This window comes from Herbaspirillum sp. meg3 (assembly GCF_002257565.1).
Taxonomy (GTDB): Bacteria; Pseudomonadota; Gammaproteobacteria; order Burkholderiales; family Burkholderiaceae_D; genus Herbaspirillum.
In genome coordinates, this window is sequence record NZ_CP022736.1 from 2656987 (window position 1) to 2676193 (window position 19207).

At 51.6% G+C, this 19207-nt stretch carries 19 protein-coding genes and 2 pseudogenes; 13 read left to right on the forward strand and 8 right to left on the reverse strand.

All coding sequences use genetic code 11. The features are described 5' to 3' along the window. Nucleotides 1-63 precede the first annotated feature (63 nt). The 5 genes and pseudogenes from hmeg3_RS11795 to hmeg3_RS25245 form a co-directional block, all read left to right on the forward strand. Nucleotides 64-516, forward strand: coding sequence for a nuclear transport factor 2 family protein (locus tag hmeg3_RS11795; protein WP_094563887.1), 453 nt, complete (start codon nucleotides 64-66; stop codon nucleotides 514-516). Nucleotides 517-585: 69 nt separating this feature from the next. Then, nucleotides 586-882, forward strand: a complete 297-nt coding sequence (locus hmeg3_RS11800) for a YciI family protein (protein ID WP_094563888.1) — start codon at nucleotides 586-588, stop codon at nucleotides 880-882. 27 nt (nucleotides 883-909) lie between these two features. After that, nucleotides 910-1617 (forward strand): SDR family oxidoreductase, encoded by a 708-nt coding sequence (locus hmeg3_RS11805; protein WP_094563889.1) that lies wholly within the window; start codon nucleotides 910-912, stop codon nucleotides 1615-1617. Nucleotides 1618-1625: 8 nt separating this feature from the next. Continuing rightward, complete coding sequence (locus hmeg3_RS11810; RefSeq protein WP_094566290.1) at nucleotides 1626-1925, forward strand: hypothetical protein; 300 nt, start codon at nucleotides 1626-1628, stop codon at nucleotides 1923-1925. A 103-nt stretch (nucleotides 1926-2028) separates the two neighbouring features. Beyond that, nucleotides 2029-2109: pseudogene (locus hmeg3_RS25245) on the forward strand (hypothetical protein); the annotation flags it as partial. Between the two features lie 294 nt (nucleotides 2110-2403). Here hmeg3_RS25245 and hmeg3_RS11820 read toward each other — a convergent pair. Together hmeg3_RS11820 and cadR are read right to left on the reverse strand one after the other, a co-directional pair. Further along, nucleotides 2404-2940, reverse strand: a pseudogene (locus hmeg3_RS11820) (divalent metal cation transporter); the annotation flags it as partial. A 249-nt stretch (nucleotides 2941-3189) separates the two neighbouring features. Continuing rightward, the gene (gene cadR, locus hmeg3_RS11825) at nucleotides 3190-3630 is read right to left on the reverse strand and encodes a Cd(II)/Pb(II)-responsive transcriptional regulator (RefSeq protein ID WP_003804130.1); all 441 of its coding nucleotides are present in this window, start codon (nucleotides 3628-3630) and stop codon (nucleotides 3190-3192) included. Between the two features lie 85 nt (nucleotides 3631-3715). Between cadR and hmeg3_RS11830 the strand changes: the two genes are divergently transcribed. The 4 genes from hmeg3_RS11830 (at nucleotide 3716) to hmeg3_RS11845 (ending at nucleotide 8807) form a co-directional block, all read left to right on the forward strand. Next, nucleotides 3716-6121, forward strand: coding sequence for a heavy metal translocating P-type ATPase (locus hmeg3_RS11830; protein ID WP_094563891.1), 2406 nt, complete (start codon nucleotides 3716-3718; stop codon nucleotides 6119-6121). Continuing rightward, a complete protein-coding gene (lspA, locus tag hmeg3_RS11835) occupies nucleotides 6118-7197 on the forward strand; it encodes a signal peptidase II (protein ID WP_075149163.1) in 1080 nt (359 codons plus the stop codon). The genes hmeg3_RS11830 and lspA overlap by 4 nt, the downstream gene beginning before the upstream one ends. Nucleotides 7198-7395: 198 nt before the next feature. After that, nucleotides 7396-7665, forward strand: a complete 270-nt coding sequence (locus hmeg3_RS11840) for a metal-sensing transcriptional repressor (RefSeq protein WP_034302001.1) — start codon at nucleotides 7396-7398, stop codon at nucleotides 7663-7665. Between the two features lie 11 nt (nucleotides 7666-7676). Further along, nucleotides 7677-8807, forward strand: coding sequence for a nickel/cobalt efflux protein RcnA (locus hmeg3_RS11845; RefSeq protein WP_034302003.1), 1131 nt, complete (start codon nucleotides 7677-7679; stop codon nucleotides 8805-8807). Between the two features lie 184 nt (nucleotides 8808-8991). Here the strand turns inward: hmeg3_RS11845 and hmeg3_RS11850 are convergent, their stop codons facing one another. From hmeg3_RS11850 to hmeg3_RS11860, 3 genes are all read right to left on the reverse strand, one after another. Further along, nucleotides 8992-10659: a hypothetical protein gene (locus tag hmeg3_RS11850; RefSeq protein WP_094563892.1), complete on the reverse strand. Its 1668-nt coding sequence runs from the start codon at nucleotides 10657-10659 to the stop codon at nucleotides 8992-8994. A gap of 55 nt (nucleotides 10660-10714) precedes the next feature. Further along, nucleotides 10715-11599, reverse strand: coding sequence for a hypothetical protein (locus hmeg3_RS11855; protein ID WP_050470330.1), 885 nt, complete (start codon nucleotides 11597-11599; stop codon nucleotides 10715-10717). A 102-nt stretch (nucleotides 11600-11701) separates the two neighbouring features. Further along, entirely contained in the window at nucleotides 11702-12445 is a 744-nt protein-coding gene (locus tag hmeg3_RS11860) for a hypothetical protein (protein ID WP_155835295.1), read from the reverse strand. 346 nt (nucleotides 12446-12791) lie between these two features. On the opposite strand from hmeg3_RS11860, the gene hmeg3_RS11865 reads away from it, so the two are divergent. Both hmeg3_RS11865 and hmeg3_RS11870 read left to right on the forward strand, forming a co-directional pair. After that, nucleotides 12792-13001, forward strand: coding sequence for a hypothetical protein (locus hmeg3_RS11865; protein WP_155835347.1), 210 nt, complete (start codon nucleotides 12792-12794; stop codon nucleotides 12999-13001). A 97-nt stretch (nucleotides 13002-13098) separates the two neighbouring features. Further along, entirely contained in the window at nucleotides 13099-13584 is a 486-nt protein-coding gene (locus hmeg3_RS11870; RefSeq protein ID WP_094563894.1) for a 3'-5' exoribonuclease, read from the forward strand. Here the strand turns inward: hmeg3_RS11870 and hmeg3_RS11875 are convergent. Next, entirely contained in the window at nucleotides 13581-14015 is a 435-nt protein-coding gene (locus hmeg3_RS11875) for an HAD domain-containing protein (protein WP_094563895.1), read from the reverse strand. The genes hmeg3_RS11870 and hmeg3_RS11875 overlap by 4 nt on opposite strands. A 51-nt stretch (nucleotides 14016-14066) precedes the next feature. Further along, a complete protein-coding gene (locus tag hmeg3_RS11880; protein ID WP_094563896.1) occupies nucleotides 14067-15086 on the reverse strand; it encodes a DNA-binding protein in 1020 nt (339 codons plus the stop codon). 201 nt (nucleotides 15087-15287) lie between these two features. Here hmeg3_RS11880 and hmeg3_RS11885 point away from each other — a divergent pair, with 201 nt between their 5' ends. Continuing rightward, complete coding sequence (locus hmeg3_RS11885; protein ID WP_094563897.1) at nucleotides 15288-16277, forward strand: site-specific integrase; 990 nt, start codon at nucleotides 15288-15290, stop codon at nucleotides 16275-16277. Between the two features lie 534 nt (nucleotides 16278-16811). Next, entirely contained in the window at nucleotides 16812-17321 is a 510-nt protein-coding gene (locus tag hmeg3_RS24705) for a hypothetical protein (protein ID WP_157739259.1), read from the forward strand. Nucleotides 17322-17464: 143 nt separating this feature from the next. Here hmeg3_RS24705 and hmeg3_RS25185 read toward each other — a convergent pair whose 3' ends face one another. Continuing rightward, complete coding sequence (locus hmeg3_RS25185; RefSeq protein ID WP_094563900.1) at nucleotides 17465-19009, reverse strand: methyl-accepting chemotaxis protein; 1545 nt, start codon at nucleotides 19007-19009, stop codon at nucleotides 17465-17467. Nucleotides 19010-19207 lie beyond the last annotated feature (198 nt).

Genomic DNA, 19207 nt, shown 5'->3' on the forward strand with positions numbered 1-19207 from the left:
TATAAATTGATGTACCGAATTTTTCCGGATTTCAGATACAAACCATTTCATGATTGGATACATATGACTGACTTCAATTCGCTCTCCGACGCTGACATCCAGACGGGACAGCCTCATCAGGCGGCACAGACTGGACTCAAAGAGTGGCATCGTATTGTTGCCTCTCTGGATTGGGATAGTCTTCCCGAGCTACTCACCGAAGATGTCGTTTTCCGCAACCCTGCGGCGCTAGAGCCATACCATGGTAAGGCAACGATGGTGGCAATCCTGCGTGCTGTTTTCAGTGTTTTTCAAGATTTTACATATCTGCGCCACTTCGGCAATAGTACCGGATATGTCCTCGAATTCAGTACCCGAGTGGGCGATGAAATTCTATTCGGCGTCGACCTTGTCGAATTTAATCAGGAAGGCAGGATCACCGATTTCGCGATCATGATGCGCCCCGCTCATACAGTGCTGACGTTGGCGGCCGAAGCAGGCAAGCACCTTGTGACCAACCAGATTCCGGAAGAATGAATTTAATTGATTCACTCCATAAGTTTTCAACGAGAGTTGCCTGTATTCGGAAAAGTGTAAAGGTCAAAAATGAAGTACTACTTATGCAAATTCATCCCACCGCGGCCTGATTTTCTAACAACGATGTCAGCCGATGAATTGAACTGGATGAAGCAACACGGCGCTTTTTTGGATGATCTCCTGGCAAAAGGAGTGATCGATGCCCACGGCCCCGTGATTGACGAAAACGGCGGATACGGTGTTTCGCTTTACCGAATTGCGGATAACGAAGACATCACCGCCTTCACCTCGGAAGATCCCATCGTGAAAAATGGCGTTGGCCACTATGAGCACTACACCATGCCTCATTTGGCATCGCGCCACTGACTACTTCGTTTTTTGAAAGAGAGTGCCATGAAGATTCAAGGTTCTGTCGCACTCGTTACGGGTGCCAATAGAGGGCTAGGTGCTGCATTCGCCCGCGCACTGCTGGCGGCTGGCGCAGCCAAGGTCTATGCTGCCGCACGTGCCCCATCTACTGTCGCCGAGCCTGGCGTGGTGCCCGTACGCTTGGATGTGACCTGCCCCGACCAGATCGAGGCGCTCGCTCGAGAATTGGGCGACGTGAGTTTGTTGGTTAACAACGCTGGTATTGGTGGGGCCAGTCCTGTACTTGCTCTCGCGTCCATCGACTTGCTACAACAGCAAATCGAGACAAATGCGGTCGGCCCGCTGCGCATGACGCAGGCATTTGCTCCGATTATGGCTGCTAGCAGTAACAGTGCTGTCATCAACGTGATCTCGGCCCTGAGCTGGGCCACACTGCCGGGAGTTACTAGCAGCTACAGCGCCTCCAAGGCCGCAGCCTGGGCCTTGAGCAACGCGATGCGGCAGGAGCTGAAAGCCCAAGGTACAGAAGTTTTGTCGCTGCATGTGGCTTTCATGGACACAGACATGGCTCGCGGAGTACCGGGTGATAAAACATCCCCCGACGAGGTTGCCCGCCTGGCTATCACGGCATTGGAGGCCGGACAGCCCGAACTGCTGGCTGATGAAGTTACCCGTAGCGTGCATGCGGGCCTGACGGCGGTGCCGCCGATGTACCTTGGAATGCTCGGATGAGGATCGAAATGCATACTACGAAATTTTTTTTAGCCGCTGTGGCAATCGCTGCTAGTAGCGTTGTCAATGTTTTTGCGCTCGCCGAGCAGCCTGTAGATAGCGCGACTGCTTCAGGTAAGACTCGATCAGAAGTAATTGCCGAGATAACACAAGCAGGTGGCAACTTGGGGCGAAAGAACTATGAGGCTACGTTCAATCCATCTCCAGCCAACGCCTCAAAGAAGACACGAGCAGAAGTAAAAGAAGAGCTTAACGAAAGCCGGGGCGATGCCGCACGTAATAACTATCGAAATACAACTTCGTACTGAGTAACAGTTTATCGCCAACAGTTTCCTTGGCATCGGCCCATGACCATCATGGCTAAAAGAATGGCTCGTCAGTGCGAATCCAGCTTTAGGGAATCGGAAGCCGGCCGAATTTATGAAGACCCAGGCAGGGCGAGAAATAATTTTTTCCTTAATTTCTCAAATGCAGAGTAGCGCCTACGCATAACGCCCGAGGTTCAACTAGCGTTCGCCACGTTCGAAAATGCCAGGTGTACCAGATCAAACCATTTAACCCGTTAAAGATTTTAGTCTCAGAGGAAACGACGTAAAGCCGCTATGAAAGCGGCTTTTTTATGGGGTAGACGGTATTTGCTGTGCTAGCGAGGCGGGCACAAAATTATGCGATAAACGGGAACATAATTCTGCAAACGAACGGGCGTTGTATCTAGGTTTGCTTCAGGCCTGCTGCATTTTACATAATGTAAATTATGCGAAGTATAAGATGCGCCATCCGACCATCTCAGAATGTCGCCAGCATGGCAATCACAGCAATTGTCATCATCAAGACTGCCAACCAGCCCAACATTCGCAGCCTTCGCTTGATCACGAAACTGCCCATGACATCGACGCGCGACGCCATCAGCATCATCACTGTCATGATCGGTACGGAGATCACGCCATTGACGACCGCACTCCAGTACAAGGCCTTGATGGGATCGATGGCGCTGAATCCCAGCCCGGTGCCGACCACCGTTGATATGACGATGACTGCGTAAAAAGCCTTGGCCGCATTCAGTTTGCTGTCGAGGCTGTTCTTCCATCCAAAGGTTCCGGCCATGGCATACGCTGAAGCCCCGGCCAATACCGGAATGGCGAGCAGACCGGTGCCGATGATGCCGGCGCTGAAAAGGAAGAATGCAAACTCGCCGGCGATCGGTCGCAACGCTGTTGCCGCCTGCGCCGAGGTCTGGATATTGTCCAGACCATGTAGATTGAGCGTGACAGCTGCCGTGAGAATGATGAAGAATGCGACCAGATTGGAAAATCCCATACCGAGGAGCGGCCGGGATTACGGTTTTTTTCGCAGGAATGAAGTTAAGTAACTGTTTTTTAAAAAGAAATACTGATATTTTGACTCGCCCCATATGTCCCCGCCAACGACATACTCTTCCAACGGCTGCTCCCCTTTGTAATCACTTATAACCTAGGCTCGACGATCTCCGGCATCGGCCCGGGCGGATCAATCCCATAGGCTCTATTTGGGGTCGCCTCAGAAAACGGAAAATAAAGCACGCTAAGCCCTTACTTACCCAGATGTTTGACTGTTCGTGGCACTTTCACCATGGCAATTGCAATTGCCCAACCCTTGCAAAATGCCGCACGCCTCTACAGATCGAGAGCCAGAACACTTCTCGCGCAAATCAACCAAGTGCCGTTTTAACTGCAACAGCGCGGACACACGCATTTCCACCTGTTGAATATGGGCCTCCAGCAGCGTGTTGACCTCCCCACAGTCCTGCATCGGGTTGTCTCGCAGACCCAGCAATGCGCGAATCTCGCTTAACGTCATGTCGAGCGAACGGCAATGACGGATGAATTGCAAGCGCTCAATGTGCGCCTCACCGTACAGCCGGAAGTTGCCACCGCTTCGCGCTGGCTTCGGCAGTAGCCCTTCCTTCTCGTAGTAGCGGATGGTCACGACCTCGCACCCAGAGCGCTTGGCGAGGTCGCCAATTCTGATTTCCATGCATCAATCTCCAATTATCACTTGACTCTATAGTGACTATAGAGATTTTAATGGAGGCTGAATAGAAGATTTTCAGGAGTTACTCATGAGCGAATGCGCTTCAAAGGGGTGTGGCTGCACGACTGAGCCGATCATCCAACCCACGGCACCGGCCCCGCTGGCAACCGGATCGGCTCAAGCGGTGTACCGCATCGAGAACATGGATTGCCCGACCGAAGAGGCGCTGATCCGAAGCAAACTGGCCGGTCTGGCGGGGGTGGCGGGTCTTGAATTCAACCTGATGCAACGTACCTTGGCCGTGCGACACGAATTGCCTTCGTTGTCTCCCGTCGAGCAGGCGCTGAAGGCCATCGGCATGCAAGCTGTGCGCATGGATCAGGCGTCGGCCGAGCAGACGACCAAGCTGTCCATTGCCAAGATGGATTGCCCGACCGAAGAGACGTTGATCCGCAACAAGCTCGGCACCGTGGCCGGTGTTGCTGATCTCGATTTCAACCTGATGCAGCGCACGCTGTCGGTACGCCATGCGAACCAGGTTCTGCCAGACGTGCTCGTGGCACTGCAAGCGCTTGGATTCGAGGCGCAGGTCGTGGACACGGCAGAGGTCGCATCTCCATCCGCCGCCCCTGTGACCACGCCGACCAACTGGTGGCCGCTGGGCATCTCCTTGGTCACTGCATCGGCGGCCGAGGCGGTCTACTGGCTCCACAACGGCAATCACTGGTCGGTTGTCGTTCTGGCGCTTGTCGCGGTCTACACGGGTGGCCTCTCCACCTACAAGAAGGGGTGGATTGCGCTCAAGAACCGTAATCTCAACATGAACGCCCTCATGTCGATTGCGGTCACGGGTGCCATGTTGATCGGCCACTGGCCCGAAGCGGCAATGGTGATGGTACTGTTCGCGCTGGCCGAGGTAATCGAAGCCAAATCGCTGGATCGCGCTCGTAACGCTATCCGTGGCCTGCTCGACCTGACCCCGGAACAGGCCACGGTACAGCAGGCTGACGGCACATGGCGCGAGGTGGGCGCCAAGCAAATCACCATCGGCGCCCGCGTCCGGGTCAAACCAGGTGAGCGCATCGCCCTTGATGGTGAGGTGCTGGAAGGCCGCTCTGCCGTCAACCAAGCCCCGATCACGGGTGAAAGCCTCCCGGTCGAAAAATCCCCCGGTGATTCGGTGTTCGCTGGCACGATCAACGAATCCGGCTCGTTCGAGTACCGCGTCACCGCCTTGGCCAACAACTCCACTTTGGCCCGGATCATTCACGCGGTAGAGGCTGCGCAAGGTAGTCGTGCGCCGACTCAGCGTTTTGTCGATCAGTTCGCCCGCTGGTACACCCCCGTTGTATTCGGCGTTGCCATCGCCGTCGCGTTGTTGCCGCCGCTGTTCATGGGTGCGGCATGGCTCGACTGGATCTACCGTGCATTGGTTCTGCTGGTGGTCGCCTGCCCGTGCGCACTGGTGATCTCTACACCGGTCAGCATCGTCAGCGGCCTGGCCGCCGCCGCCCGCCACGGCATTCTCATCAAAGGTGGCGTCTATCTGGAAGAAGGCCGCAAGCTGCGCTGGCTGGCTCTGGACAAGACCGGCACGATCACGCACGGCAAGCCCGCACAGACCGACTTTGTCACATGGGGCAATGCACTCGCCTCGGACAGCCGCAGCATCGCTGCCAGTCTGGCGGCCCGCTCGGACCATCCTGTATCCAAGGCGGTGGCACAGGCCGCGCAGACGGACGGGGTTGCCTTGCTCGACGTGGCCGAATTCAACGCGCTGCCCGGTCGGGGTGTGCAAGGCCAAATCAACGGTGCGACCTACCATCTGGGCAACCACCGGATGCTCGAAGAGCTGGGGCAGTGCACACCAGAGCTGGAGCAGCGCATCGCTGCGCTGGAAACCGCTGGCAAGACCGTCGTGATGTTGGTAGGCGCAAAGGCGGTACATGCCTTATTCGCCGTAGCGGACACCATCAAGGACAGCAGCAGGACCGCCATCGCCGAGCTGCACGCACTGGGCATCAACACCATGATGCTGACCGGCGACAACCCCCATACGGCACAGGCCATTGCCGCACAAGCCGGAATCGACCGTGCGCAAGGCAACCTACTCCCAGATGACAAATTGCGCGAAGTGGAGCAACTGGCCCGAAGCGGCAAGGTTGGCATGGTCGGTGATGGCATCAACGATGCCCCGGCCTTGGCGCGTGCGGACATCGGCTTTGCAATGGGAGCGGCTGGCACAGATACCGCAATCGAGACCGCCGACGTGGCCCTGATGGACGACAACCTGCGCAAGATTCCGACCTTCGTGCGCCTGTCGCGTGCGACGGCGCAGGTGCTGATGCAAAACATTGTGCTGGCCCTTGGCATCAAGGCAGTATTTCTGGTGCTGACCTTCACGGGTCAAGCGACCATGTGGATGGCGGTGTTTGCTGATATGGGGGCCAGCTTGCTCGTCGTTGGCAATGGCTTGAGGCTGTTGCGCAAATGAGCTGGAAATTCTTTCTCTACGACTGGGGTGGTCTGAACATCGCGTTGTTCCAAGCCATCAACATGAGCACACCTGCAGCGCTGGAACCGCTGGCATCGTTCTTCAACCTTGTGATAGGCAACTACTGGACTGCACCACTGATGCTCTTGGCGATGTGGGGATGGTCAAAGTCGGCACCTGACCCAACGCGGGCCGATGCCATCCGGTACAGACTCAGAGTCTTTAGCGTGGCCTTTGCGTTGGCATTTCTCGTCGCCACCATCTTGAAGCTATGGATCGACTTTCCACGCCCGCCTGCCGTTTTTGGCGACATGGTGCGCGTTATCGGGGGCATCGAACGACACTACAGCCTGCCCAGCGGGCATGCCACCTATGCCGCGCTGGTGGTCGGCGCGCTCTGGCCTTTGATAGGCCGTCGTGGCCGCATCGGCTTGGTGTTGTACGCCGCATTGGTCGGTTGGTCACGCATCGCAGCCGGAATGCACTTTCCTGCCGATGTGCTGGCGGGGTGGGTACTTGGATTGAGTTGCACGGCGCTCGCCGGGTGGCTGATGCCGCTGGCCGTCCCTGTGTGGCAATCGGCTCGCCGCACATCGACTTGGGTCTGGTTCGCAGTGGCCGCCAGTGCTGTCATGACCGATCAGCTCGCAAAGTTCGCCATCACCCGCACGTTTGCCTACGGTGAACAGGTCGAAGTCACGCCCTTCTTCAACTTCGTCCATGTCCTGAATCCCGGCGCGGCATTCAGCTTTCTGGCGAACGCTGGCGGCTGGCAACGTTACTTTTTCATCACGCTGGGCCTGGTCGTTTCTGCTTGGCTGGGACGCATGCTGTGCCAGCAATTGCCCCGTCTCGAAGCGATGGGATACAGCCTGATCCTCGGCGGTGCGCTGGGCAATGTCGCGGATCGTGTGCTGCGTGGACAGGTTGTTGATTTCCTTGACTTCCATTGGCGACTTGCGCACTGGCCCGCCTTCAACCTCGCTGATGTGGCGATAACTATCGGAGCGCTCTGCCTGTTCTTGACGGTTGTACCGAAAAGCAGTAAAGGCACAGAGGCCGAGGTGTCCGGTTAAGCTATACCCTAACCTGATGTCAGATGCTGTAGGGGGCGTGCCGAGATAAGGGTAAAAATAGCTCATAACACTTTTGGTTATATGGCGCTTAAATTTTATATCGAAATACATATGGTGGTGGCCGGACAACGGTTTTTTCGGAGGAATGAGCATTTTTTTAAATTCATGTATCCTATACCCCAGCATAGGATATTAAACATGAGTACACATACATCTCACCCTGACATCATCAAACGCCTCAAACGCGCCGAAGGCCATCTAAAGGGCATCATCACGATGCTTGAGACAGAGCGTAGTTGCCTGGAAATCGCCCAGCAACTGCAGGCGGTCGAAAGCGCCGTTGGCAATGCCAAGAAAGCGCTCGTTCACGATCACATCGAACATTGCCTCGAACACGCTATCGGCGACAACACCAAGGATTCCGCTGAAGCCATCCGCGAATTCAAAGAAATCACCAAGTATTTGTAAGGAACACTGGCATGACTGATTTTTCTACCCTCCTGCAACAAGGAGCGGGTAACGCTTGGCTTTTCATTCCGAGCGCCATTTTGCTCGGCGCCTTACACGGGCTTGAACCAGGGCATTCCAAGACTATGATGGCCGCTTTCATCGTGGCTATTCGCGGCACTGTCGGGCAGGCGGTGATGCTTGGACTTGCCGCGACCATCTCACACACAGCGGTAGTCTGGCTTGTTGCAATCATAGGTATGTACTTCGGTAGCCAATGGGATGCGGAGACCACCGAGCCATATTTTCAGCTTGCGTCGAGCGTTTTGATTATCGGTATTGCGCTGTGGATGGCCTGGCGCACTTGGCGTCAATCTTTGGCGCAAACATCCCACGATCATGCGCTGCACACGCAGGGTCATGAAGAAACCAAATGGGTGGATACGGGGCATGGCACTGTCCGTGTGGAAATATTCGAGACAGGTGTACCACCGCGCTTCCGATTTTATGACGAAGGAAACCAAGGACAAAGTTGGCAAGCCGGTGACGTTCTCATACAGACGATGCGTGGTGATGGCTCGACGCAGCAATTCGCTTTTGTACAGCGAGATGGCTTCCTGGAGTCAATCGACGACATCCCTGAGCCGCATGCCTTCACTGCTCGCCTTTCCCTTATTCATGGTGAGCATGGCCATCACTATGACCTAGTGTATGAGGAGGATGAGCATCATCATGGCCACGAACACGCCTCTGCGACAAACGGACTGGATGTCAGCAGTCCGGACTATCAGGACCCACACGAGTTGGCACATGCCAACGACATCAAGCAACGCTTCCAGAATCGCGAGGTCACAAATAGCCAGATTGTGATATTCGGCATCACCGGAGGCCTGATTCCGTGTCCCGCCGCCATTACGGTACTGCTACTCTGCTTGCAGCTCAAGAAGGTGGCGTTGGGCGCCACCCTGGTGCTTTGTTTCAGCATCGGCCTGGCGTTAACGATGGTTTTCTCAGGCGTTATTGCTGCCATTAGTGTGCGCCATGCTTCAAAACGCTGGTCTGGTTTCGGTGAGTTCGCTCGTAAAGCCCCTTACTTCTCTAGCGGCCTCATCGTCCTGGTTGGTCTTTACGTTGGCTACCACGGCTGGATTGCTTTGTTATAGTTGTGTCGCAGGTGCGTTTTCGTGTGACCTATCACCGACTACGAGCGCCACCGTCCGTTGAAGTAAAAGTGCCCGATTATCTGAAGCGAATTTGCCAATCGCCGCCGCATATGAAGCAAAAGTGCCGCAATCCCGTCGCTCCAGAACGGACGGCTAATAAAGGCGGTAAGTTGGCCTTGGCTGTCTAAATTGGCTCAAACAAAAATACGTGATGAAGTTCAAGGTGATCTTCGCCATTTTCAAAATATAAGGTTCCAATCGTACGGACTTTTCTATTTGCCAACTGGAATATGGAATTCGGATCTTGTGATGAATTGGAAGGCTTTTCAACAAATAGCTGCTTATAGTAAAGATCCGTATGATATTCAGAGAACGTTGGCTCACCGTTAGGATTCAAATGAAAACAGCAAAAAGTCCGCTTTTTTGTTTGCTGTTTGATTGTGTTGAGAGTGCCTTTAGATACGGTAATGAATTCCGCCGATTTATTTACGCGCGACAAATGCATGCCATTGATATCGGAACTTAAGACCATCCGATTCCATGTGTGAGAAATGCACTCGATGAAATCGGCCGAGGTCAAGTCAAAATCTAGGAATGCAAAATAGGTCAGGAGAAGCGACAGCTTCTCGGTGAGTCTAGGAATAACTGATGCTGACGCGCTACCAAAAGTTATCGTTTTCCCGTGAGCAACATCATCTCTAAAGTTCTTCAAAGTTACAAAATCAGAGTGCGTCAAATTGATAATCTTCAGAACGTCTTGATCAACATTTGAAACCACGTGTTGATACTTATCGACGAAGGAATGATCTATCGAACCAAAGATCTTAGTTGCTAGCTCAACGATATCAGCACTTTGTTCTGTATTCAAATTCGATACGGTTGATAGCTCCCTGCTGAAGTGATTAATTCTATTCGTAGCTGACTTGCTGTTTTTCTTGGGCAGTGATTTTGTCTTGAAATCTACGTAGGAGTCGAGAAGGAAAACATAGGCGGCAACTTTGTATTCCCAGAAATCCTGATATCGCTTCATTGAAGACAGTCTGATCCAATTGGGATCGCGCAATTCTGAATTAAAGAATGCTTGCGCGATGACTTGCCATTTTGCATCCTCATCTAAGATTTTTCGCTTTAGCAGATATCGCATTCCATTTTTGGCATCTCGTTCATCTTCTTCCACTTTTTCATAGTGAGGAAAATAAATAGAGTGCCATTTCCCGTTCTTATCTTTGGCGCGAACAGTGAGTACCGACACCGGTAGTGCCAATAGAATGGAGAACAGCGTGCAAAGACTAGTAACGAGGGAACGGATGTCGATCACTCCGAGATGAGAGTGAGAGTTTTCGACCAAAACAACCGCTGTATTGAGAATTTCGCTTCTCTCAGCTGTTGCTGTTAGATCAGTATGTGGATCAATTGCGAGGCAAAAATTTCCCAATGGAGATGTTACGTTTGCAGAGATTCTTGAAGGTCGGTTCTTCCATTGAACGGAAGTCCCGACGTCACCAATGATTCGTTCCCATTGAAAAAACCATTGAGTGATGTGGGTCATTTCGATTTCGATGGAATCGAAAGCATTAAATGCTTCGCCAGCAAGAATGTATTCTGCATAAACGTCGCCGAAATGCAGCTCACAATTAAACAGCGTATAGGATCTGCCTTCAAGTGAAGTTGCTACCAATCTTTCATAAGATTTTTCCGTATCAAATTTCGCAATTGTTCCCCCTCGAAATCTGAGTGAAATTGCTTTTCGTGGGCCAAAGGCCAACGTCGCATTTCCAACCTTTCCCAATTCATCATGAAAGACATCAACGGGGAAAGAATGGTCATCATTAAAAGAAATATTGTTCGTCATAGCACTTGCATGGCCTAAGCTATAAAGGTTTTTTAGATTCGAGTTATGTGAACCTCTACCGACGTGCCACGCCCCCATAAAGCGTATCAACGACCGTCTTCAGTATCTTGACCAAGCTCCGCACGTCGGCTTCCTCGATCGGTACTTTGCGCCCGACCGGAAGTCTACTATCCGTCTTGCGGACGAACTCCTCGTCAACAATGCCCATCTTGTGTGCTAATAAGTGACGCTTTTGAAATTGCTCGCATACAAAATCCCATTCGTCCTGGGCTACTCCAGCCCCAATATCGAAGCCTTCCTCCTTTTGGAGCTTGGTGCGCGCGGCATCGATGTTCTGAAATGACAGTTTGTAGGCCAACCCGGCACAGTGCTCTCGTCCAAAGCCGTCGAATGCCGATACCACGTCTTCCAGCGCATTTTCAACGAGTTTGGCTTGCACGTTCGCCTCGGCGCCGGCGGCCAGATCCAGCAATTTCAAAGACAGATCAAAATTCGCACAGGCGATTTGCTGCGAATTGTGAACACCGCAGTCGGGACAATAGCCAAACGCACCGTAAATTGTGTATTGCAGCGTGCAGGCAGCGCACGTCACGCGCTCTTCCAGCTCACGCTCGGAATAACGCGCAATCGGAGTGGGCTCACCCTTGACGGTGATGCCGATGGAAATGAAGGCGTTTCTGTCGGGGCGACGCTCCATTTTCTTCATTTCGCCCAGCAAATGGCGGCTGACCTCGTGAAGCGCCACTGATTGCGCATACTCGATCTGCGCCTTCGTCCAGAAGGTGTCGTGACCGTCAACGTGATTGCAGTAGGGACAGTGACAGCCAGGAACGTCCGGTATGCCGGTGCCGCCCTTGATCTTGAAGTATTTCTCGCATTCGGGGCATTCCCGTCCCAGATAACCTTCGTCATCCGGCTCGATCGGTACTGAAAACTCCATTACGTCCCTTTCGCTGATAGCTTCTTGTATGGTTTCTTACGAAGGTGCCATTGTCGACGCTATTGGCATAAATATTTTCTCTGATGAGCCATCGGGCGGCGTTTAATCTTTCAGCTTCTTAAGTACGTCATCTTGAGCAGCCTGTTTGGCTTGGGCATCACTAATTTTTTGTTTGATACTCTGAATCGCAGAGTCTCGTTCTTTTCTGGAGATTTGCTTGATATCTACATTTTTTCCATCTCGATCAATGTGGATCTGGATTAGTTGATCCTCTTTGAAATAATAACGATGCAATTTCGAATCTCTCGTCAACCATCCGGTAGTTAGCAATTTATATTTCAGATACTCAGTTCCCTCGTCATCCTTGCGACATTCGATAGGTTTATCCCACACATCCAGTTTCTTTTTCGCTACACATCGCTCTTCGTACTGCGTCTCTGGCAGAAGAAATGAGATGCTTTCATAGCTTAATTTTTCCGGCACTCTTTGATCTTGAGGTAACTCGGTTTTATAGGTGCCGTCATCCAGAAAATAGTCCTTATACTCAAGACTCAACGACGCGTTCAAAGTCTTCACGCCCAGCAAGGTAGTCTTGTCTGTTCGAGCACATTCAAAGTGACCGTAGCCTGATTTACAATCCTTGAAACCCATTTTCTTTGCCTCTTCAATACGCCCCGGCAATTTATAGCCATCGAAATCGATCACGTTAAATCGACGTACTGGCTCAGCTTTTCCCCCGCATGCGGCAATGAGCAAAGGACACGCCGCAATCAATGCGTAGAGATAGATTTTTCCCATCATATTCTTAGAGATATAAATTAAAAATTGCTGCCATGTGAAAGCCACAAGACACCCCCATCGCCGTACGATTGATGCCTACATTTTGTTGTAGGTCTGTTCAGGCGGAAAAGATTTTAGTATTTTTACGTCATTCTGATGGGAATGTTTGGCGACCATCTCAATGGTCGCAAACAATCAAACTTCATGAGAGACGTTCGCATGAATCATGCCTTGCTCTGCTTATGCTGGAATACCCTTTATTTCCCTAGCGATAAGCAGCCTGCCATGGCGTTGTAGCATTTTGCAGACAGTGTTGGTGTCACCTAGCCCATTTGCCATCAAGATGAGATTGCTTGCAGCGTCCGTGACCTTCGCGCTACCGTTGAAAAAGACTAACAGCGAGGAGTTTTTAATGGATGCCATTAGTGCCAAGTGTGGCCATTTGAAGCGTAGACTAAAGAGAAACGAACGACTAACAGGCGAGCTTCTGGAGTTCGCGTTGGATGTCGCTTGGGATGAAGAGATCGCACGTAAGCTCATCGCAGGTGAGACGCTCACCGACTACGAGCGCCACATCATGGTCGACGTCGTCTTGTTGCACGTCCGGCTCGCCCCTCGCTGAAGGATTGCGTTCGGGTATTCAATCATTGGCTTTGTGCAATTGGCTAACGGGGATTTGATCTATAAGATGGATCATTTCCTCACCCGATGTCCCCAAAATGGCGATAAAAATATTCATAGACACTGAATTCACCGACTTTGCTGATCCGCAATTGATCAGTATTGGTCTTGTCTCTGAGTTCGGTGAGGAGTTCTATGCAGAGGTGCCTTATCAGCTAGCGGCTTGCAGCGAATTTGTCCGCGACACCGTCATCCCGATGCTGGGAAAAGAATTCGGGGCCCAAGTATCCCAAGATGAACTTTATTTCAGAATTTCAAACTGGCTTCGGATCGTCAGACCGAAAGACGATGTTCTAGAGATTTGCTATGACTATCAGACTGACTGGGATTTGTTTTACAAGGCGCTGGATGGACGTATTCCAACCTGGTGCACGCCCCGTTTGGTAGCGGATCGGATCAATGAGTTGCTTCGCTTCGACTATCACGAAAAGAACGCCTTACCTGAGCATCACGCTCTACACGATGCACGGGCTAATCGCTATGCTTTTCGAGAACTCCCACCGCAGAGCGAAGAGCCTGACTAACTACGTTTGTAGGGGCTGAGCGTTTTTCGTAGTAGCTGCTCAATCTGCCCGTTAAAGCCAATATCAGTGTCTGTGAGAATCAGATTCTTACAACCTGGCGAGAATAGCCATTCGCTGTCATCGATGGCAATCCATGCTTCATATTCGCGTCCGGTATCCCGCAACCAGGACAGGATCTCAGTTTCACGCGGATGCGGCTTTCTCGCCAATGCCACTACAGGCGTGACATCGATGATCCGGTGTCGAAAATCCTCTGAAAACACCAGGCGCAGCTTCTCAATAGAATGGTCCTCCCGCCAAGCACTGGAGATCACGATATCGACGTCGGGATAGTCACGCATTACCTGTTCGAAATGCGGTACCAGCGCGAAGGCGCCGTTCGCTCTGCTGAGCGGATGAAGTACACCGTCAAAATCTAGAAACAGGATCATCTTGTGATTGCCTAGTAAAGGATTAAACACACCGTTGCCAGCATGGTTTCGTTATTTCGGTGTCACTTCCCGATCGAGATAGGATCGCAGTTCGCTAGAAAGCGCCGTGTGCGTGTCTAGCTTCGCCTGCAAAGTGGCCAACTCCATTGCACGCTGATGCAACTGCTCTGTGGACACGGAGACTTGCTGGGTCAAATCTCCAACCTGCGCTTGCATGTCCTTGATATGGGCATCTTTCTCATCAATTTGCTTCGCCAGAAGTGTATTGCGCTGCTCCACGGCATGTAACTGCTCCAGCTTCTGTTCGACCTGACGTACCCGTGTTTGCTGCTCATAGAGTGCCTGTTGTGCATGAGATAGCTCCGACACCAGGCGCACACCGTCCTGATTAAGCCGGGTAACTTCGTCTTGCTTCACGATCAGGCTTTGCTGCAGCTGGCGCATCTCTGCCTGCAGGCCTTGGACTTGCTGCTCATGACGCCTTATGTCTTGATCGCGCTGTTCCTTGGTCGACGCACGGTAGTGCTCAAGAGATTCGCGTGCGTGCTGATGCTTTTCCTCTAAGGATTGGCGATGCCGTTCGTTCTCTTCCAGACGCTCCTTGAGCGCCGACACCTGCAAGTCTAGGCCTTGGCGCGCAATCGTTGCGTCTTGCAGCAAGGCTGAGGTGTGCTCATGGGCCTCCTTTTCGGCCACTAAGGCAGTCTGTACTTGCTGTAGGTGGCTTCCGACCGTTGTATTTTCTTGGCGCAGTTCAAGAATTGTGGCTGCATGCCGACGCTCAATCTCGCTGGATTCACTGCGGATCGCGCTGATCCTGCCGTCCGCTTCTTCCTGCAATTGCGCCGCCAGCCGGGCGACGAGATCCTGCAGCGCGTCGCTCAAGGGTGCTTTTGGGCTCTGGCCGCCGTCATCCTCTTCCAGCTCCTTCAGATACTTGTGGATCGTCGTTTTCGAGCCGGTATTGCCAAGTTCGACACGCACCGCATCGACCGACGGGTGTTTGCCTTGCCCTATCAGGGTGTCTCGGGCGTTTTTGACTTCTGATTTATAGAGTCCTGTGCGGGCCATACGTACTCCGGCAAATTTGATAATATATTACATACCACGTAATTACATACTAATTTAGATGCAAATTCAATGCTAATCTCAGTTAGATTAAGCAAAATATAATGTAGCATTATCACTTGTCAAAGGCCAAAATCACTAAAATTGCCCCTGTCTTAAGTGTAATGTCCAGAAAGCCTCCCTTTTTCGCCGTGACCAGATGCCATGAGCACAATCGAACAATACATCCAAGCCGCTACACGCGATAACACGCGTCGCAGCTATCGTGCAGCAGTTCAGCATTTTGAGGTCGAATGGGGCGGCTTCTTGCCGGCCACAGCGGATAGTATCGCCAAGTACCTCGTGCACTACGCGGATACGCTTGCCATCAATACCCTGCGACAGCGCTTGGCGGCACTGGCTCAATGGCACGTCGACCAAGGATTTCCAGATCCAACGAAAGCACCGGTTGTTCGTCAGGTTTTTCGAGGCATTCAGAGATTGCATCCCGCACAGGAAAAGCGCGCTAAGCCCCTGCAATTGGATCAGCTCGAACAAGTAACGACCTGGCTTGATAGTGCTATCGCCGACGCATGCGCAGCGAGTGATCGGATTGCCCAATTGCGTCACACCAGAGATAAGGCGCTCGTGCTACTCGGTTTCTGGCGAGGATTTCGCGGCGATGAGCTGGCGCGGCTGGAGGTGCAATATGTCGATGCAATACCCGGCGAAGGCATGACATGCTATTTCCCGCAGACTAAAGGCGATCGGCAGTTCAAGGGCAGTACATTTAAAGCGCCAGCCTTGTCTCGCCTCTGCCCAGTCGCAGCGTATCAAGCGTGGATAGATTTAAGTGGTTTGGACAGCGGCACCGCCTTCAGATCAATTAACCGTTGGGGCAGGCTCAACGAGGATGGTTTAAATCCTTCTAGCATCATTCCGCTGTTGCGGTCGCTATTTGACAAGGCCGGCATCCTCGATGCCGGTGATTACAGCGCGCACTCTCTTCGGCGTGGATTTGCCAATTGGGCGACCTCGAACGGTTGGGATCTGAAAACTCTCATGGAATATGTAGGCTGGAAAAATATACAATCAGCTATGCGATACGTTGACGCCGCAGATCCATTCAGTAAAAAACGCATTGAACGTATGCTCCCGCCGTCGCTGCAGGAAATTGCTGAGCCAGACAAATACCTCGATAACAGGGATTCATAATGGCGACCTCCAGGAAAGAACGTCTGGAAATACTGCACCGACACGGCGCCGACATAGCGCGTATACAGCACTGCCTGTTAGTCAGTGCACACACAGTGACACCTTTGCAGGCGGTCAGTATGTGGCTGGACTATTCTGAGAGCCATTGCGCAATGTGGCTACAGTTGCCAAGCGACGACACAGAGTTGCTGAATATCTTGCTACAACACCTGCCTAGTACGAAAATGTTGCAAGCGAATCCGCCTACTTGGCAGGCAAAATTGGTTGATGCTGGGGACGGTTCCGGCGACGCGGTGCTAGTACTACCGGATGAATTGCTCATGCAACTAGGATGGAACGAGGAAGATACACTTGAAGTATCAGTCGGCAATGGTCGAATTTCTGTGGCGCGAAGAATCTAACTTCGATAGAGGATCATGGATATAGTGCCTGCCTGACTTCACATTTGGCCATCATCAAAGAATATATGCATTTTAATTTCACGACAAAGGCTACGCTTGACCACTTCTAGGTTTTTATTTCCTAGGAGTAGTCATGCATATCATTCGTCAACACCAGACTTCCGTCACTCTTTTTGAGCGAAATGGAAGCGTCGTCGTTTTCCGCTCCATGAAAGAAACGCTCAAGAAATTGAGCTATTCGTGGATCGCATCTAACGTCGGCCCACACTTTCATGCCTTTACCGGCGCGGGTTACGTAGACTATCAATACATCCTGCGCAACGATGTCGGCGAGACTATTACCGCCGAGTCGTTTTTTTCCTTGCGTGGCAAATCTGCCGGTCAATGTCGGCCACGCCGATTCCAGCGTTGGAACGGCCATGGGCCGGTGCCAGGCACTGGAAGAAGCAGGGTCTCTCACTACTTCCGAAACATTCGTTATATCAATGCGAAACGTGCCGCGCAGTATCTTGCCGACGAAGGTGAGAGCGCTCCCCGAGCTACTCGCTCAGTGAATCTTTTGCCGGATGCCTGGAATGATCTGAAAATTTACTCCCGGCGTTTCCGTAGCTGGAAGCAATTTCGCAAAACGCAATGGCGTTGAAGGTATTAGGTGCTTCGTCCGCAAATTAGTCATTTTGACTAATTTGATGCTTGGTGGAGGGGCGCAGGGAAAGGTGTTTAAGAAACTTTTACCTTTTCGAGGGGATGGGTATAAATAGCCTTATCCCTCCTAACTTCACGCGACTAAACTTTCACCTTGAATAGATTTACCTCCGTTGCAAGACTCTTGGCCTGATCCTGCAAAGTTTGCGCCGCGGCAGCTGCCTGCTCTACCAGCGCCGCGTTTTGCTGAGTTGCGTCATCCATCAACCGAATGGCCTGATTCACCTGCTCAATACCTGATATTTGTTCTTGGCTGGCGATTGTAATTTCTCCCATGATGTTCGTTACGCTTCCAATACTTTCAACAATTGCCTGCATCGTCGACCCGGCTTGGTCGACAAGTTTAGTTCCAGCCTCAACCTTTTCCACCGAATCACTGATCAAATCCTTAATTTCCTTCGCGGCGCTTGCAGAGCGCTGCGCAAGACTGCGCACTTCTGTCGCGACAACCGCAAAACCTCTGCCTTGCTCACCAGCGCGAGCCGCTTCTACGGCGGCATTCAACGCTAGAATATTAGTTTGAAAAGCGATGCCATCGATAACGCTAATAATATCGACGATTCTTTTAGACGAATTATTGATGGAACTCATGGTGTCTACCACTTCAGACATCACAGTACCTCCACTGATCGCGACTTCCGATGCATTGATGGCTAAGCTGTTGGCTTGCCCCGCATTTTCGGCGTTCCGTTTTACAGTCAACGTCAATGAATCCATTGACGATGCTGTTTGCTCTAACGTGCTCGCTTGTTGTTCTGTTCTAGAAGAAAGGTCGAGATTGCCTCGAGCAATCTGCGTAGACTCCGAAGCAATGGTGCCTGTAGTTGTCCGAACCTGACTAATAATATTGACCAAGTTACTCGTCATCTCCTTCAACGCGGTCAATAGCTGGCCAGTCTCGTCTTTGGCATGGACATCAATCTTGGCAGTTAGATCGCCGTCAGCCACTCGTCGCGTCAACTCCAACGCATAGGAAATTGGCTGGGTGATGCTACGAGTTAAGGACCAAGCGAGCATTCCGCCCGACAAAATGAATAGGCCAATTAGCGATAAAACAAGTCGTTTGCTACTCTCTGCAATCGCATCTACTTCAACGCTTAATGTGTTGACAGTATCTTTTTGGAAATTGAGAAAATCGAGTTGAGATTTTTTATATGCTTCTGACAGAGGTGTAAATTGTTCAAATAGTTTTGCCACCTCATCATTTCGGCCCTCTTTTTTTGCTTGCATGACCAAGTCGCGATTACTTAGATACCGCTTTCGCGCAGCACCAACTGTTTGGAATAGCTCTTTTTCTTTATCATTAAGGAGATGCCCTTCAATATATTTTTGGATGTCATTAATTCTAGCAGTCGAAGATTTTGCATCTTCCGAAAAAAAATCAGCGAGCGACGGATCTCCACTTTTGACGATGGCTAACTGGCGCTTGAGTCCTGCAAAGGTAATGTGATACCACTCCTCGGTCATCCGCTCTTTCATGAGCGGCTCTCGCATCATATTTCGAGTACTCTCCGCAACTTCGTTAAGCCGCCACAGCCCTACGCACGACGAAATCGTGGCCAGCAATAGCACAACAAAAAAGCCGACACCTAGCCTCGTGCCGATACGCAAATCGCGAATCTTCATATTCCCTCCCAAGCCGTCAATTTCTCTAATGTATATTTATGTTGTGGCGGCAGAATTAAATTTCCTCCACCTGCTAAGACTAAGGCAGGATTGCCATCGTAGCAATACATTCCGCATCTCTGAGTTGTATGCTCGCTACCGTAAATATCGATAACGTGGACACAGAATCGTGCAAATGATTAAAGCCTAACCGTGGCT